General features: G+C 62.0%; 8 protein-coding genes. All 8 read left to right on the plus strand.

The window, feature by feature from the left end; translation table 11 throughout:
* Positions 1-254: 254 nt before the first annotated feature.
* The 8 genes from MTX36_RS21900 (at position 255) to MTX36_RS21935 (ending at position 17,024) form a co-directional block, all read left to right on the plus strand.
* Positions 255-806, plus strand: a complete 552-nt coding sequence (locus MTX36_RS21900; protein ID WP_243621746.1) for a hypothetical protein — start codon at positions 255-257, stop codon at positions 804-806.
* Positions 803-3,571, plus strand: a complete 2,769-nt coding sequence (locus tag MTX36_RS21905) for a vWA domain-containing protein (RefSeq protein ID WP_243621747.1) — start codon at positions 803-805, stop codon at positions 3,569-3,571. The genes MTX36_RS21900 and MTX36_RS21905 overlap by 4 nt, the downstream gene beginning before the upstream one ends.
* Before the next feature lie 40 nt (positions 3,572-3,611).
* On the plus strand, positions 3,612-7,184 hold the full coding sequence (locus MTX36_RS21910) for a tubulin-like doman-containing protein (RefSeq protein ID WP_243621749.1): 3,573 nt from the start codon (positions 3,612-3,614) through the stop codon (positions 7,182-7,184).
* 1 nt (position 7,185) lies between these two features.
* Positions 7,186-9,921, plus strand: coding sequence for a magnesium transporter (locus MTX36_RS21915; RefSeq protein WP_243621750.1), 2,736 nt, complete (start codon positions 7,186-7,188; stop codon positions 9,919-9,921).
* 14 nt (positions 9,922-9,935) lie between these two features.
* Positions 9,936-11,918 carry a hypothetical protein gene (locus tag MTX36_RS21920; protein WP_243621752.1) on the plus strand — a complete coding sequence of 661 codons (1,983 nt, stop codon included), beginning with the start codon at positions 9,936-9,938 and terminating at the stop codon, positions 11,916-11,918.
* Positions 11,915-14,854, plus strand: coding sequence for a hypothetical protein (locus MTX36_RS21925; protein WP_243621753.1), 2,940 nt, complete (start codon positions 11,915-11,917; stop codon positions 14,852-14,854). The genes MTX36_RS21920 and MTX36_RS21925 overlap by 4 nt, the downstream gene beginning before the upstream one ends.
* A 167-nt stretch (positions 14,855-15,021) precedes the next feature.
* Positions 15,022-15,858 (plus strand): hypothetical protein, encoded by an 837-nt coding sequence (locus MTX36_RS21930; RefSeq protein ID WP_243621755.1) that lies wholly within the window; start codon positions 15,022-15,024, stop codon positions 15,856-15,858.
* Positions 15,855-17,024, plus strand: a complete 1,170-nt coding sequence (locus tag MTX36_RS21935; RefSeq protein WP_243621756.1) for a hypothetical protein — start codon at positions 15,855-15,857, stop codon at positions 17,022-17,024. The genes MTX36_RS21930 and MTX36_RS21935 overlap by 4 nt, the downstream gene beginning before the upstream one ends.

A 17,024-nucleotide genomic window follows, 5' to 3' on the forward strand; every position in this document is an offset into this window, starting at 1 on the left:
GGTGAACCTCCAGTCTAGTCTGGGCGTTCCGTCCGAGTTCTCTACCTCGGTTCGACCATTCCGAGGGTCACCGGGGAAATTGTCCGACTCGTGTGGTGATATATGTTCGTGCAATTTGGGGGGGAAGGACACCTGTGGTCGTTCCACGCCTCAATGCCGCGAATGTAGCAATGCAGTTCGTTTGACCGAAGTATCTCAGTAAGTGCTCTCCGAGTTCTGGTTGCCGTTTCAATTCCCATTGCAAGGAGCGTTCCTTGGTACGTCCGCCTGATCCATTCGACTTCAGCGAATATTCACGTCCGCAGCCGGGAAACAGTGGCGTACCTGACCAAGGAGCCGGCGACTTCACTCGGTCCTCCGGCGGATTCGGCGCTCCGCCGCCGCTGAGCCAGCAGTCGCCACCGGGCTTCGGGCAGCCTCCAGCGGGCTTCGGGCAACCGCCGGGCAGGCCTGCCGTCGATTCCTTCGGCACAGTCGGCCCCAGCGCTCCCATTCAGATGCGTACCGCGCCGACAGCATGGTTGACCGCTGCCGGAGCCGCTGCGGTGATCGGGCTGATCGTGGCCGTCGTAGCCTTGGTCGCGCTCGGTTCGGGACCAATTGCTGTCATCGCCTGGGTTCTCAGCGGCCCAGTGGCAATCGGGTTGCTTGCTGCCTTTACTTACCGAGATACGCAGGCCCGGGCCAGTGCGTTCTATTCGGAGCCTCTGTGGGTGCCCTGGGCTACCCGCGTCGTACTCGCTGTTTCATGCATTGCAGTACTGATCAGTGCATGGAACATTGCTGATTGGATTGGACGGCTGTGAGCAGAATACGCACCGGCGCGCTTTTCATTTTCGGAATACTGATGCTCAATGCCGTGAGCGGTTTCGGAGTCGTCACGGCGCAAGCAGCCGGAAATACGACTTCGGCGGTCGAAGACTTCGGTTCGTGCCTCGCCTCGCAGCAGACGGGAGATCTTCTCCTTCTGGTCGACGAGTCGTCGAGCCTGCAGATATCCGACCCCGCCGCGGCGCGAGTATCCGCAGCGAATTTCCTGTTGGACCGTCTTACTGCTTTCGGAGAATCCGCCGCGGTAGACCTCAACGTCGCCATCGCCGGGTTCTCGAGCGATTACACGGTGCATACGGGTTGGACCTCTCTGGATTCCGGAACGTTACCTACGCTCAAGAGTTCGGTCGACGAGTTCCGCAGCCGGACAAACGGAATCGACACCGACTACTGGGGGGCGATGGACGGCGCTCGGAACGATCTGGGTGATCGCCCGCAGAGCACCGACGGATCCCGGCGGTGCCAGGCAATCGCATGGTTCTCCGACGGCAAACTGGACTTCACCGAACGCGACGGCAGCAAGCCGTATGCGCCGGGAGCGACATTGGGTTCGCCGGACGGCGTCAAGGCGGTCATAGCAGCAGCAACCGAATCGATCTGTCGACCGGCGGGCATCGCAGACCAGATGCGCAGCGCAGGAATCAAGACGTTCGGCATCGGTCTTGCGGCCGGTACTGCCGTCGCCGCCGACTTCGATCTGATGCGCGCGATCACCTCCGGAACTTCCGGCGACGGTACCCAGTGCGGCGCTGTGCAAGCTCCGCCGCCCGGTGAGTTCTTCCTCGCTCAGAACATCGACGACCTGCTGTTTGCGTTCGATTCCATCAGCACGCCAGGCCAGGCTCCGTTGGAACGTGAGAGCGGTGTCTGCGTCCGAGACGTGTGTGAGGAAGGCAAACACAGGTTTGTCCTGGACAGCTCGATCAGCGCCGTCAACGTGCTCGGCTTTGCGGACGCGCCAGGCTTGATTCCGACATTGATTTCTCCGAACGGAGAGCAACTGGCCTTGCCGTTGACTGCCGTCGGAACCGATTCTCGTGGACAACTCGGCGGAGTCGAGATCAACTATCGATGGGAATCGCCGAATTCGGTGTCCTTCTCGATGACCGATGCGGGTTCACCCCAGTGGCAGGGTGTGTGGGCACTGGCATTTGTCGACCCCACCGGGTCTGCGGCGCAGGCGCGATCCAAGTCCAACATTCATATTTCCGGCAACCTGTTTCCAGCCTGGCTGGGCCAGAAGACGGCCGCAGTTCATACCGGTGAGAAGACCAGTGCCATCGAACTCGGAATCGTCGGTGCCGACCGTGCGCCGATTGATCCGGAGACGTTGCTGGGAACGGCCGAACTGTCGGTCTCGATTGTGGATTCGACGGGCACCGTGCACGACGTGGCAGCGCCGTTGCCGAAGGACCGAATCGGTGAGTCGGTAGAACTCGACCTCACCGACGTCCCACCGGGAGATTCGACACTGCGGCTCACACTCAACGTCACGACGGCGAACGCAACTCGAGCGGACGGTGGCGTCGAGCCGGGAACGGCATTGACGCCTCAGTCGGTCGACATCGCTCTGCCAGTCGCGCCGCCGATCGGATTCCCGTCGCTTCCGACGCGAGTCGATTTCGGCACCCTCGAAGGTAGCGGACGTTTCGATCGAACTCTCGACGTCACCGGCGCCGGATGCATCCGGCTCGACTCGGGAAATCCGGTGTCGATCAAGGGATCACCGGACGGCATCGGATCGGTAGTGCTGACCACGTCGGGTGACGCGCAGTGCCTCGATTCGACTGGCACACTTCCGGTGTCGATCGACATCGAGAACGCTGCCAACGGAACTGTCAGTGGCACGATGTCACTGCTGGTATCGCCGGAGGGGGAGAGTGACCGCGAGGTCTCCGTGCCCGTGGAGTTCACCGCGGACGTCCAGAAGCAGGTCGATACGGGCCGCTTCTGGTTGACACTGATCGTGGCGCTGCTGCTCGGCCCGGGTATCCCACTACTGCTCCTGTACTTGGGCAAGTGGCTGACCGCAAAAATTCCGGCGGGTGGGCTCAAAGCCAAGAAGTTCCCGATCGAGATCAGAAACGGTGAAATTCTTCGCGAGGGGCGACCGTTCGAACTGCGTGACCGCGATCTTGTCGAGTCGGTACGTGGAATGCACGAAGCGGCTCGCGTGCTTGACGCCGACGGCGTCGAATTGCGCACACATGTGGGACTTTCACCGGTCGGAGCCGGATATGTCACGGCAAGCCTGCCGGGATTGCTCGGTGCGTCGGGTTCGGCTCCGGCAACGGACAAGGCCGGCAACGCACGACTTCCGCTGGCAGTACACAACTCGTGGGCGGTCTTCCACGATCCGAACGGTCCTGCAGAATCTGCGACGTTGTTGCTGCTGATCAGTGCCGATGCCGACGAGAATCGGGTCGCCCGAGTGCTCGACGACGTCCGGAGAAACGCAGCCGGTGCGGTGTCCCAGTTGCGTGCAGCATCAGTCGGTACTTCTGGTGCCGGCGGTGTTTCCGGCGGGCCGAATAGTCCGGGCGGCCAGCAGGGTTCGTCGGCCGCAGATCCGTTCGGCGGCCCGCCGGGTGGAGCCGTCCCGGGCGGTTTCCAGCCGGCAAGCGGACATCCGGGTGAGTCGACTTGGGCTCCACCGGCTTCCGGCGGCGGCAACGCAGATCCATTTGCGCCGCCGAGCGGGTTCGATCCATTCGGACCGCCGAACGGTCGAGGCCGGTAATGACTTTCAGCGTAGGCATCATCATTTCGAGAGGACCGGCATGAGGCGTTTTCTGGTAGTTGGTTGCGGCGGATCGGGCGCGGTCACGTTGTCCTACATGATGGATCAGCTGCGCTCCGATCTTGCAGCCGTCGGCGTCGACAAGATCCCGTCCGGCTGGCAGTTCGTGAGCCTCGACGTGCCTACCGCGCCCGAGTCGGGTCCGGACGGACTCAACAATGTCCGCGACCAGGGCGGTAGCTACTTCGGCAGTGGGCCGCAAGGTGATTCGTATGCAGTGTTGGACAACGCTCTCTCCAACCAGCTGACAGCACGTCAGCAGTTGAGCTCGATCGCGACCTGGGCGCCCCGCGATCCGCGGAATGTGCCGGTGCCGATCGGTTCGGGAGCCGGACAATTCCGCGCGCTGGGACGCATGATCACGCTGAGTAAGACCACGGGTATCAGCGAAGTGCTGCAACGGGCGTGGGACACCTTGTTCACCGTCACAACCGAGACGGAAATGCGTTCGCTGAACATTCCTGGTGGCGGTTCTTTCGATCCCGGTGAAGCCCCGATCGTTCTGGTCGTTTCCTCGATGGCTGGTGGTGCCGGTGCGTCGATGGCGCTGGACATCTGCCGATTGCTTACTCTCATACCGCGTTTGGATCCGCGAATGATGGGCGTGTTCATGGTCGCGCCCGACATCTTCGACGGGTTGGGGAAGAGCGCGACTACTGGCGTCAGTGCAAATGCATTGGCGATGCTCGGCGAGATCGTCGCCAGCCAGATGGGTTCGGCGCGCGACCACGACGTCACGATTTTGAAAGCTCTGGGCCAGCAGAACGGTGAGGGTGCCGAAGTTCCGTTCGCCCGGGTATTCCCGGTCGGCCGTCGCGTCGGTACCGAAGGCGCACCGTTCGGTGACGGGTCTCAGAATGCGATTTACCGCGGTCTCGGACGTGGACTGTCGGGACTGATGATGAGTGGTGCCGCGACTCGCCAGTTCATCCAGTACGACCTCACGAACGGTGGCGGCCTGGCGGGTCTGCGAGAGCACATCGGATGGGGCGCAGGGGCGTGGGACAGCTTGCCGTGGGGCACATTCGGATTCTCGAGCCTGAGCATGGGTCGCGACCGGTACGCGGAATACTCGGCTCAGCGACTCGCTCGCAGTAGCGTCGACCGTTTGCTCGACGGACACCTTCAGCGGGGGAATCCGGCCTCGGACGAGGAGCAGGTCAACGCGATTCTCGACAGCCAATGGCCGTCGATTCTGGCGCGCGTCGGGCTGTCCGATCGAAATTCCGGCGGCGGTGCCGCTCCGGCGAACGTCAGCGGATGGATCACGGGAACTGTTCTGCCGTGGGACGAGATCGGCCGGATGTCGCGCCAGATCGTCGAATCGCAGCTCCGCCCGTACATTCCGTCCGGCGACGGCATGAATGCCAAGCAGTGGGTTCCGGACGTCCAGATGGCTATCCGTGGCCGTTCGATTGCTTTGCGGGGTGCGTCGGACAATGCTGCTCTGCTGCATGCCTTCGGTTGGCAGGACCGCATCGTCTACAACATCGAGTCGATGGTCGGCGAAGCTGTCTCCACTCTCGGACTGCCTTACGCGACAGCGATTGTCAATCGCTTGGCGGCATACCTGCGTGACATCATTCGTCCGGCCGCCGAAGACCTGGCAAAGCTGGCACCGGCGGATGTCACCGCACCCACGCCGGGTGTCACTGCAACACTGGCCAGCCTCAACGGGACGATCCCGATGAGCGGCGCGGTGATCGATTCCGTGGTCGCTGAATACCAGAGCAACGTCAGTCGGCAGATCTACTCGACGCTGTCGGGCAAGGTTCGAGACATCGCTGCCGCGTTGGTTCCGGAGATCATGACGCCGTTATTGGCTGCTCTCAACGAATCTCAGACAGTGTTGCGAATCGCGAGCAAGACACCGGCTGTCGATGTCGGGCTCGCCCGGCTCGAGACCGACCAGTATGCCGCCTGGCCCTCCGATGCGGGTGAGCGTGTTCCGCAGCGGTTCGCCGAGGCGAACAACGAGGTGATGCTCACACCGTCGGCGGAGTTCCTCTCGCAGTACCGCAGTGACCTGCCGATGGCGGTTGCCGAAGATTCGTCTGTGCCGCCGCCATTCGAGACGGCCGTGCAGATCGCGTCGCAGCGTGTTGTTACCGGTCGGTGGCCCACCACCGACGGTTCGCGGGCTCCGGGTCAGGTTGTGCCATTGATCGAACGGACGGCAACCTGGCGCTCCAAGGCATTCCCGGTCAACCCGTCCACCAATGAAGCGCTCATTCCGTCGGCTGCTCGTTACGACATTCACCTGCGCGGCGCCGAATTGCTGGACCGTGCACGGGCGTACGTCTCGCGGACCGGAGAGTCCTTCGATCGGTTCTGCAAGGTGACGTTGCGTGATTACATCGTGGCCGCCGGAGTCCCTGAATACGAACTGTCGCAGCGTACTTCGCTGTTGCTCTCGAAGTTCGGCGAGGCGCTCTCACTGGCTCGTCCGCTCGCGAGCGTCAATCAGCAGGCCATGGAAGCGCTGCATCCGGGGCAGCAGATCGCCTACCGCTACAAGTTCTCGGCAGTGCCGTTCCTCAACCTTCCCGTGTCGGAACTGTTGGCTCAGGTCATCATTCACAACCCGAAGATCGACCGTGAAACCGGCGACGGCTTCGGACGCGTCCTGACGGACGAGGGTGGACTCAAACGACTCGACATCTTCGGCTCTTACCCCAACTACTCACCGCTGGCCTACGATTCGGTCCTCAAGCCGGCCGCGAAGCAGTGGGCGGATTCGACGCCGTCGCAGCAGGAAGCATTCTGGTCGATGCGTCGGTCGAGGCCGCTGGCCGCGTCGTTGCCCATGCACGAGAACGAGCGCCGCGCGATGACGGCAGGCTGGTTCCTCGGCCTGGTTCTGGGGCGCATCCGGATTCCGGCTCCGCCGTTCCTCGAGCCGGTGCGGGTCTGGTCGGCAGCGGACAGTGCGTGGCTGGACTTCCCGAACCCACTGCTCACTCCGCCGGCACGCTTCGGCGCTAACAACGACTGGTTGCCGGCAGTGCTCGAGTCCGTACTCCTGGCCATGGCGCAGTCGCACCAGCAACCGGTCATGTCCTCGATGTATCCGTACCGGGCCCTGCGCTCGATTTACGATGCGACGCTGGAGGATCCGGCACGCGGCATCAACGAGATCTCGGCGAAGGCCGCGTTGACGGACTGGCTGCGTACCGGGGAAACCCAAACCGGATGGCCGTCGGCGGTTCCGGAATCGGACGGGGTTTCCACGACCAAGGAGCGCAGCGCCAAGGCCGTCGAGTGGCTCGATCGGTTGAATGCGTTTGCGGGCCATCACTATATGGCTCCGGGTGAGGACGGTGCGGCCGGCGGCGGCACCTTCTCGCTGATCACTTCGAGAGGTCAAGCGTCCAAGACCCCGATCTTCCGTGACCTCGCGCCCGACGTTTTCTGGGCAACTGCCGAGTTGTCGACGATGGTCAAGGCATGTGAGGAAGCAGCGATGCGTCCCGCGCACAGCGGTATCCCCGCAATGCCTTCGGCCGGTTTCGGAGACAACGACATCGTGATTCCCGACCTAGGACAGTTCTGACATGAGTGTGTTGACGGTATTCCTCGCGGCCCATGGGCCGGCTGATGGTGTGCGTGACGTCCTGACCGATCTTTCGGCGGCAGGGCTGCTCGACCCCTTCCTGTGGATCGACGAGCACGACGCAATGGCGGGCACTGCGGGCGTGACCGCTACCTCCGTCGTGGGCGGAGAGTCGTCCACGATTGCACTCCAGAACGTGTTGGCGTCGACACGGGTCACCCGGGTCCGGCTCTGTGTTCTGGTGCCGTTCATCGAGGGAGCTCAGGCAGTTCGCGTTGATTCCGAGCGGGCCATCGCGGATATGTTGGTCGCGAATTCCGGAAGTGCACAGTTGGTTCGACTCAGGATGATCCTGACCCGCAGCGGTGCGAGCGTGCCCGCGTCGGCCGTGCCGGCTTTGGCCGGTTGGCACAACCTGTTGATCGCGCCGGAAGATTCCAACGGCCCCGGAATGGGGCACGTGTCTCTAGCAGCGACGACGGATGCGGTGGTGATCGGACGCAATGCTGCTCCGGTAATCGCCGGGATAGCGGGGTTGTGGTCACACGCTCAGCACGCGCCGTTCGACGACTTGCACGTAGTCCCGGGTGACGCGATTCGGTTGGTGCGGTCGTTTTATCGGCGACTCGAAACGTCCGGGGCGGAGCACGACCTGCGGGAGCAAGTTCTCGACATCGGTGGTCCGCTTCCATTGCCACTCGATGCCGGCGGCAGCGTTGTCTACGTCGAAGATGTACCACTGGCAACGGGGAGAATGGCCCAGAACCTGTGGACCAAGCATCGCGGCATGCTCGTCGGGTCGCGGGTACCGCGGCCGGTGGACGAGGGTTCGCAGGCGATCGGTCTGTGGCGGGCGCTGGTGATGTTCTTCAGCTTCATCGGTTCCGCTCTGCGAAATGCTCCGATGGCCTTCTACAACCGCGTCTCTCGGGGAGTCTCGGGCGCTGTTGCGGCGACAGTCAACTCGGCTGTCTTCGGATCGGATTCGTCGGCGTACACAATTGTTGTCAATGGAGTTGGGCCGGACGGGCGCTCGGTGAAGTGGTCCGAGTTCAGTGACGCGTCACATCAGATGATGACGGCATTGGACCCCGGAACCGATAATCGACATCACGCAGCATCTGCCGACTTGTCGCGGTTGTGGAGCGACTATTCGGCAGGTGCACTCACTTTGGCTGACGCGGGCGAACGTTCGCAGGGATTGCCGCCAGTTCAGGTCGGCGCCAACCGGGCCGTGATTCGTATTGCCGGGGACATCGTTCCGGGTAAAGCTCAACGTTTTACCGACGTACCGGGAATTATCGCGGCCAGCACCGGCGTATCCGGATTGGATGCGCACGACGTCATGGCGATCTCGGACTTCCGCGCTCAGTTGCGTGAACTCGAACAAGATCAGGTTCTGGGATTGGAAGCGCGTCGAACCGTCAGTGCGGTGGACGCCTGGGGGCAGACCATTCGTCGTTCGTACGGCTTCGCATTCGGCCAGATCCTTGCCGAGGGAATGCATTCGACGAGAAGTGAAATCAGTGGCCTTGTCATGAAGCTGCGCGCGCACTCCGGATTCGAGGACCAATCCGAGGGGATTCGCGGGAGTCAACGCAGTCTCGCCCGATGGGCTCAGATAATCACGTTCCTGTCCATCGTGATCATGGGTGTAGCGGGGTACTTGACGTATCGCGACGTTCTGAAGTGGTGGCACTGCGCGTTGATCGTCGTTGTCGCGATCCTCATCTGGTTCTCCAGCTTGTTCATCCTGTTCACACGAAGTCAGCAAGAACTGTTCCAGTTGCTCAATCGGCAACGAAGAGCAGCCGGAGAATTGGAAGCGGATCAGGCGAATCTTCGCACTGCTTTCCGTGATCTGGATCAGCTGTCCGCCGCCTACCGTCAGCACGTTTCGTGGAGCGGCGCACTAGGGGCTTTCCTGGCCGAGCCGCTGGGGAAAGCGCCCAAGCGTTCCGGTTCGGCGCGCCAGATCAATTGGGGACTTCCGCGTTCAGCTGCCATCGGTTCAGCGCGTCCGGAGGCCGTTCGGATCGTAGAAGTTGCCGAGCGACTGCGCAGTGAGTTGTTCACGGTGGGCTGGATGACGTCGCCTTGGGACGAGCTGGCCCGCGGCGCCGGCGAGCACTTGGGGGCGCTGGGGCTGGACGTGCGACAAAGTCCAGAATTGCTGTACGCAAAGCAAGGTTGGGGTTCGGGTTCTGCACTCGATGTCTGGGCGTCCAAGTTGGCTGCCGGTGAAATCGAACTCGACGGCGCCGATGTGGTCTGGGAACGCGCTCTGACCGAGCTCGGTGGATCCAAGGCTTCGTTGATCACTGAGCTGGTGTCCTCGGTCGAGGTTCGCGACGAAGGTCAGTCTCGGATACTGACTCTCGACGGTTTCATGGCGGGCGTCGGCGTTCGGGGAGAGTTCGCGGAGAGTGGATTCTTCGATCGGACGTTGCTGACGGACCTCGCGTCAACCAGCGGTCGCGCAGCGGTGCGCGGCGGCCGTGCCGATCAAGCGCGGCTCGGACTCGGTTTGATCGCGGTGACTACACAGTTCAGTGAAGGGCTCGCGCGGGAGGAACTCCAATTCGGCGGCGAGGGCAAAGTCGCCGTGGACGAGTACTCCTACGAGATTCCGGTATCGCCGGACTCCGTGGCACTCGGCGGTTTCAGTGGTGCACCCAGTGCGGCCCCCGTCTCCGATCCCTTCCGAGCGCCGTCCATCGACGGCATGAATTTCTGAAAGAGGCTTGAGCGATGAGCGGACAGGTACTCGACGCACTTCTGCAATGGCGATCGGGAGCGATTGCGGCCGACCAACTGCAGATCGGCGTGATCAAGGATGCGCATCTCACGCAGATCGCGCGTTCCAACCGACGGACAAGCACGGAAATCGAATCGATGCTTCCGCGCACAGCCAAGCCCATGGCTGGACACATCGCGAATGTCATTGCCGGACTCGGCAACAACGCCGACGCTGCCGCTCCGAGCAGTGCGCCGGCTACCGAACCTGCCACCGTGGCACCAGTCGTGCCGCAGACGCCCGTCGTAGCAAATCTGCTTGAGCTGAGTGCTGACGATTTCTGTGAATTCGACTATTCCATTGACGTCGACAACGGAATCAAGCTGGCTGCAAAGAAGTCTCAAGGGGGATATCGCTTCGAATGGGAACCGTATGCGGCCGGCAGCGGCCAGGTTGTCATCTACCGGGTTGTCTCCAACGAGGAAAATCGTGCCTACAAGCCGGAAGCCGGGGAACTGCTCGGTGCTACGACGGACGTCTCGCTGACGGATTTGCGTCCGCCGAGTTCGGCAGTGCGGTTCGTTCAGGTGTGGTGCCATGTCGGACGGACAATCGCCGATGCGGCCTCGGAGCAGCCGACCCTGATCGGCACGGCTCAGATCATCAGTCCCGTCGTGGATCTGGCGATTTCAGAGGACGAGGGCACGGTCATCGGGCGCTGGGACACCTGGCCCGGAGTGAAAGTTGTTCGCGTCATGCGGATGGCACTGGCGGGCGGTCCCGGAACGGGCGGTCAGGTTCGGCTCCATCCAGACGACGACAACCTCGGTGGATTTGTGGACTCGACAGCGGAACGCGGTCAGCGCTATTTGTATCGAGCTATCTGCGAAGTGCCGGTAGACGGGGGTACCGAACTGTCGCCGCCGGTCGAGGAGGTCGTTGCGGTTTCGGTGATTCTTTCGCCGGTACTCGATCTGTCCGTCGAGACCTATGGTGACGCCGAGGAACCCCGCTTCGACTTGCGATGGAGCAGTCCGCCGGTGGGCAAGGTCGTCATCTACCGCACCGAGAGCGGCCCGAAACCCGGCATCGAAGAATCGGTCTTGGCGGAAGGCGCTCTCGAAGCGTCCGGAGGGCTGCCGACCGACGCGCGTCTGATCCATCCGATCAAGGGCGCCCAGACCGGGAATTGTGTGATGGCCGAAGTGTCCTGGCCACGTGGATGGACGCGCGCCTACTTCACGCCGGTGACGACTCTCGACAACAGCGTTCAGGTCGGGAAGACGGTATCGGCGACGCGACCACTCGGAGCGGTCCGGCATTTGCGTTTGGTGGAGCGCTGCGCCGAGCAACTCTTGACGTTCGCCTGGCCCGAAGGTGCGGCTGCCATCGAGGTGTATGTCAGTACACGCGATATGGATTCGGCAAGCGCACTGGCTCAGCCGGCCGGGCACGAGATCTCGCGGAACCGCTACGAGCGGGACGGAGGCCTGCATTTCCCCGCGCAGTTGCCCGCGATCGGATGCTCGGTGCATGTGGTTCCCGTGTCGTACACGGCCGGTGCCAAGGTGCTGGGCGCGCCGACTGTCGTCGACTATCCCGGACTGCTGCGGGTGCAGTACGACATTGTCGGCCCCAATTCCGGTTCCACGGTCGATATCACGCTCGCTCCGGAACGTGATACGCACGGATCGCCGCCGTTTATGTTGGTGTACAACGCAAATCGATTGCCGTTGAGTTCCATGGACGGTACAGCCGTGGATGTGTGGGCTGCGGGAGCAGATGGCAACGGACGTTCGAAGCAGTTTCAGCCCAACCAGCTCAGTCGGGCTGATCGGGGAGCGACGTGGAGTGCCGACGTGCGCGGGCTCTACGGCTATATTCGGCTGTTCGCAGATCTGCAGCCGAGCCATCGGAGTACCTTTGCCCTGATCGATCCGGCCGTCGAGAAGCTCTGGGTCGACGGCCGAGGCGCGTCAGCTGGGCAGGCGGGATGAGCGGTGAAAACCTAGTCGGCGCTGAGGCCTTCGCGCTTGCCGGCACCCCGCGGTACGGGCAGTTGACGTACACCTCTTTTGATCGGCCGACTACCGGACGCGGTCAGGTGCTGGGCGGCTGGCAGGTCAAAGACGTTGCAGGCGAGCTGGACGAGACCGAGCAGGATGCAGTGCGTGCCGGCATCAACACTCGGTTGGAAACAGTTGTTGCGCCCCCGGCCTTTCCGACTCAGGAGCAGATCGAGTCGAGGCCGCGGCGTCTGCATTACGGACCCCTCTACGACGGTGATGTTGCGTACTGGCATTCAGTACCGGCAGGTTCGGACGCATCGGGACGCCCCGGCAACGTGTTCGTTCACGTCCTCGTCGACCGAAATCCGGAACTGCCTCCGCGTCGAAGGCCGATTTCGTTGTGGCACTCCAGTGACTGGTTGATTCCATTCGGTGCCGAACAGGTGCTTCGAGCTGGGCTTGCTGCGGCCGCGGAGTTTCGTTCGGGCACTGTAGTGGATCTACGGGCAGTGGTGGAGTTCATTCTCGATCCTGACGTGTGGCGGATCGGTGTGCTGTGTGTCCTGCTCGATGCAGTGCATCATGCGATGCATAACGGGGGCACAGTCGTTCTCGGGGTTGAGAATCCGGACCGGGGCGCGATGTGGATCGGTGCCCTGAGTGCGCTGATGTCGGCCGCCGCGTCGACGCACTTCTACTTCTCCACCTTCGAGCGGCGGCCGAGTGCCGAAGACCTCGACGAGTTGAACGTGCATGTCGTGTGCGTTCCGGTCGAAGATCTCGAAAGCTTGGAACTGCCAGATCGTTTCGTTGTAATCAGCGAAATCGAGAGCTTGTCACCGGGCGAACTTGGCGTCGAGGCGCACCTCACCGCAGCGGGGGTCGCGGTCACAGTCACAGAGTGGTCAGCTTTGGCGCAGGCAGTGCTCCTGGATCCGGACACTGCAGTCGAGGCGTTGGGGGACCTGGATGCGATTGCCGATTCAGACCCGGTGCGTGGTGCCGAAACAGCTTGGCCCTTGGCGACACTCGTGCGGGTCGATGATGATTTTCGTGACGCGCACACCGAAGCGATGAGAGTAATCAATCATGTCCCGCCGCTGTTGCCGGCAGTGCGGTTCCAGGCATCGCCCGCGCCTATGCCGTCGGCCATACCGGCTCCGCATGCTGCATCGTCATCTACCGCGAAGCCGGTACCGGGTTGGCCGGATGGCTACGCGCCTGCTTCGACGTATGCTCCGGACTCGGTGCAGCGCCGGGAACCATCCCAGGCAATGCATGACATTCTTGCGCTCCCCAGCGACACTTCCGAACAGTCCGAAGAACGCTGGCTTCAGTTTCTTGAGTTCGTTCGGCGCGTCCCGGGTTGGTCGAGTGGGCCGTACAACTTTCGTGATGAATTGGGGCGCTTCGAATTTCAGCCATCGCGTGGGCTCTTGGCCATGGTGGAGGCGACGGCAGAGGACTTCTTCAACCGGCTCAGTGTCAAGAATCCGCGTGTGCAGTCTGACAAGCGGTTCCTTATTGAAACGGAAATCCTTCGGTTTGCTGATGTGATCATGTTCGCCGGAGTGACCGATGATGTCATCGTCACTGTCGTGCAGAGTCTGGTCGAGTGGGCAGTGGTGCCCCTGTTGTTCGATGAAGCGGTTGCCTCGTCCTTTATCGAGGGCGTCGGCGCGATCGATGCCCCGCTTCGGGGATTGCTTCGGGGATGCGTCACGGATGGAAAAGGCGCGGGGTACTTCGCAACCCGACCATTGGGTGCTCGCGTACCAGGTGATGTGATCGAGTGGATGCTGCAGTTCGACGATCTGCCCACGGATGGGCGAATCGACGTGCACCCGGAGGTCGTCGCCGAGTCTGCCGTGGCGTTAGCGTCGGATTTGGTGCTCCGGAAACTTTCCGGACCGTCTGATCACGGCGCGGACGGTTGGGGAACGTATGTGCCGCAATCCTTGTGGCGCGTTCTGTGGGAGGCCTACAACGGTGGGTTTGTGCCCTCACCGGCGAGCAGATTGCTCAGTTCTCCCCATCTTCTTGCCGAGGATCTCGTGAACTTGGCCGCACAATATCCCGGAGTGATTGCGCCACGGTTCCTTCAGCGGATCATGGTGTCGCATAATCTGAATCCGAGATCAGGCGAACTCGCGACGGCAGCAGCACATCTGTTGTGTACCGACGTGGAGGCTCAACGACTGGATACGGTCATCACCCCGCCGAATCGGCGGGGCGATGAAACCGCATTGGCCTGGGCGCAGGTGCGATTCATCGATCGATGGGCAGAGCAGGGTTCCGGGGAACTGCAGTATCGGGTAGGGCTGATGCGACCCGCCCTCATCGATTACTGCCACCTGAACGCAGCCGAGATTGCCGAACTGTCCAACGATATCCTGGACAGGCTCGCGGTTCTGTTCTTCACATCCCGATGGGCTCGCGACCGACACGGTGCGCCCTTTGTGCCGTTTGTTGGTGACGCTCAGATTGCCGGTTTGAGGCGATCGATTCTGGGTCCGAGCAACTATGTCAGCGACAATATTGCCGAGCTGATTCGGTCACGCATCATCGATCGGGAGTGGCTGCTGGCAACAGTGATGCTCTTGACCGATGGCGCTCCCGAGACGGAACGCCCAACTCCGGATCTCCTGACGAGTCTCGGACTCGGGAGCAAGAACGGAAACGGACTCCTGGAGTTCCTGGCACGTGAGTCGCTGGCCGATCTGTATGACGCCGACCGCAACAGTCTGTCGCCCATCGTCGACATGTTTCGTGATGAAGCGTGGCGTCGGGAGTCCGCGGGTCAGTTGGTGGACGTCGACAGATACCGCCCTCATGCGTGGCAATGGTTCGACTATTTAGTCACGGCGAAGTCCGAGCCGACTTCAAATGGAATGTTCGCTCGTTTTAGAAGGGACAATAGCTGATGCCCGCATATGTGCTCGATGGATCTGGGAGAGTAGAACTTCCGCGCCGGCCGTTGGCTGTCAGTGCCGATGCAGGTGGAGTGGGTGTCGAACTTTCGGCCACTGCGGAATCCGGCCAATCTACTGGTGCTGTGCATCCTCGACCGGGGCTGATGATTCTGCCTCGCGTGGCAGACGTCATCACGATTTCAGCTCGCCCCGGCAACGGGCTTGTTGCGTTTCCTCAGGGAACTGTCCTGCGGGTGACGATCGGTGTCGACAGCCAGAACGATCACGACCCTGACCGCGCCGAGCTTCGGCCGATGGATGTTTCAGGTTTGCATCGCGCCGATCTGGCCACCGTCACGTTGGGTGCTGATTCGCTCGAAATTGCCGCGCGGAGAACTGAAGTCGATGTTGCTCTGGGTGAATTGGCTTCTCTGGCACGCTCGAGTGCCCGCGGAATTCTGCGTACCGATCGACTTCGCGATGCGGAGCGATACGCGGTGAGTATCGACGTCGACAGTTCCATGTCGATGATGCGTCGTTTCGACGATTCCAGTGTTGCTACCGTCGCAGATCTGCTGGCCGGAGTCTCTACTGTGCTCGGCGATGTGACACCGGCGGTGTCCGTGCTCGGCTCGCAGACGCACCCCGTGCCTGAATGTGCACTGCGCGATCTCCTGCCGGTGCTTCAGGGACACCTGGATTCGGCGCTGCTCGGTGTCGGCTTCCAGGCCACGCGTGCTCTGCCATCTGCCGAGCAGTCGCGGCGAATCGTCTACACGATCACCGACGCCGTACCGGCTGACTTTGCTGCGGCCACGGCTGACTCGTCGGCGATTCGGCATCTGGTGGTGTTGTCCGATGCGTTACCGGGGACGGTTCCTGTCGGGGCGTACTGCACTGTGATCGCGCCGGGGGCGGTGGCGACGCTCATCACTGATCCGGGTGGACTGTCCCGGATAGTTTCCCAGCTATTGTCTCCTGTTATGTCCGATTCGACCACCGGTGGTTTCCCGTGAGCAAATGCCCACGCTGCTTCGTCAGCTTGACTGCTGACCATTTTGCCTGGACCCAGGTGTCCGGTACGACAACCGAGGCAGACCCGGTTGCCAGCTCGTATCACGGTGGCCAGGTGCTCTCGCGCAAGATCATCGAGTTGCGTCGGCCGGCGGACGCTCATGCGAGCTGGGCGCCGCCGCCGCAATACGCTGAGCTCGAGCTCGGTGGACCCGTCCGCGAAGTCTGCCCCACGTGCCACTACGTGCTCGTTGACGGCTGGCGCAACGCACAGGTCACCTGCATCGCGATGGCAGGTGCCCGTGCAACGGGTAAGACCGTCTACATTGCGGTGCTGATCAAGCAACTGCAATTGCTCGGTGAGAGCTTCAATGCCGTCGTCGAACCATTCGACAGCACTACCGAAGCAACATATCGCGATCATTACGAGGCGCCGCTGTACGAGGCTCGGGGAATCCTCGAAGCCACCCCGGCCGCGCACACCGGAAATCCGTACCAGCGAGAGCCACTGATTTTCAGTCTCGGCCATTGGAACAACGTGTCGCAGATTCTCGTGATTCGCGACGTTGCCGGCGAGGACCTCGAGAATCAGGAGAACGCACGAGCGCCGTGGCTGCAGTTCTTCGCGCACGCGGACGGTGTGCTTTTCATGTTCGATCCGCTGAAGGTCGAATCGGTGACCAACCAACTGCACGATCTGGTGCCCACTCAAGAGCGGGTAGGCGGCGATCCCCGAACCGTATTGCGCACTGTTTTGGGCATCATCGGGTTGGGAACTCCGAACCTGGCCATCATTCTTTCCAAATTTGATGCACTGCAGGCGCTTCAGAGCGTCGAAGGAAGTGACTGGAGCCGGATCATGTCCAATCCGGGAGCGGCGTTCTCGCGGGACTTCAGCTTGCGGCCGGCGCCGTATCATGACGGCGACGGTCAGCTTCTCAATCAGGAAGTGCGCAGCTTGCTCAAGAAGCTGGATGCCACCCCGATGGTGATGTCGGTGGATCAGCCGCACACCGGCCGTCCGTTGGCCAACCGCTACTTCGCTGTTTCAGCGTTGGGAGAATCTCCCGTTGGAGATCGCTTGCACGCCAGTGGAATCACACCATTCCGTTGCCTCGATCCTGTCCGTTGGGTGCTCGCAACCCGCGGCGTGTGGCACTGGCAGTGA

Source organism: Rhodococcus sp. ARC_M6 (assembly GCF_022810305.1).
GTDB lineage: Bacteria > Actinomycetota > Actinomycetes > Mycobacteriales > Mycobacteriaceae > Rhodococcus_F.

What these genes read in the sequence shown, in the direction of transcription:
- MTX36_RS21910 (WP_243621749.1), top strand. Translation starts at nt 3,612, where the DNA reads ATGAGGCGTTTTCTGGTAGTTGGTTGCGGCGGATCGGGCGCGGTCACG.
- MTX36_RS21915 (WP_243621750.1), top strand. Translation starts at nt 7,186, where the DNA reads ATGAGTGTGTTGACGGTATTCCTCGCGGCCCATGGGCCGGCTGATGGT.
- MTX36_RS21920 (WP_243621752.1), top strand. Translation starts at nt 9,936, where the DNA reads ATGAGCGGACAGGTACTCGACGCACTTCTGCAATGGCGATCGGGAGCG.
- MTX36_RS21925 (WP_243621753.1), top strand. Translation starts at nt 11,915, where the DNA reads ATGAGCGGTGAAAACCTAGTCGGCGCTGAGGCCTTCGCGCTTGCCGGC.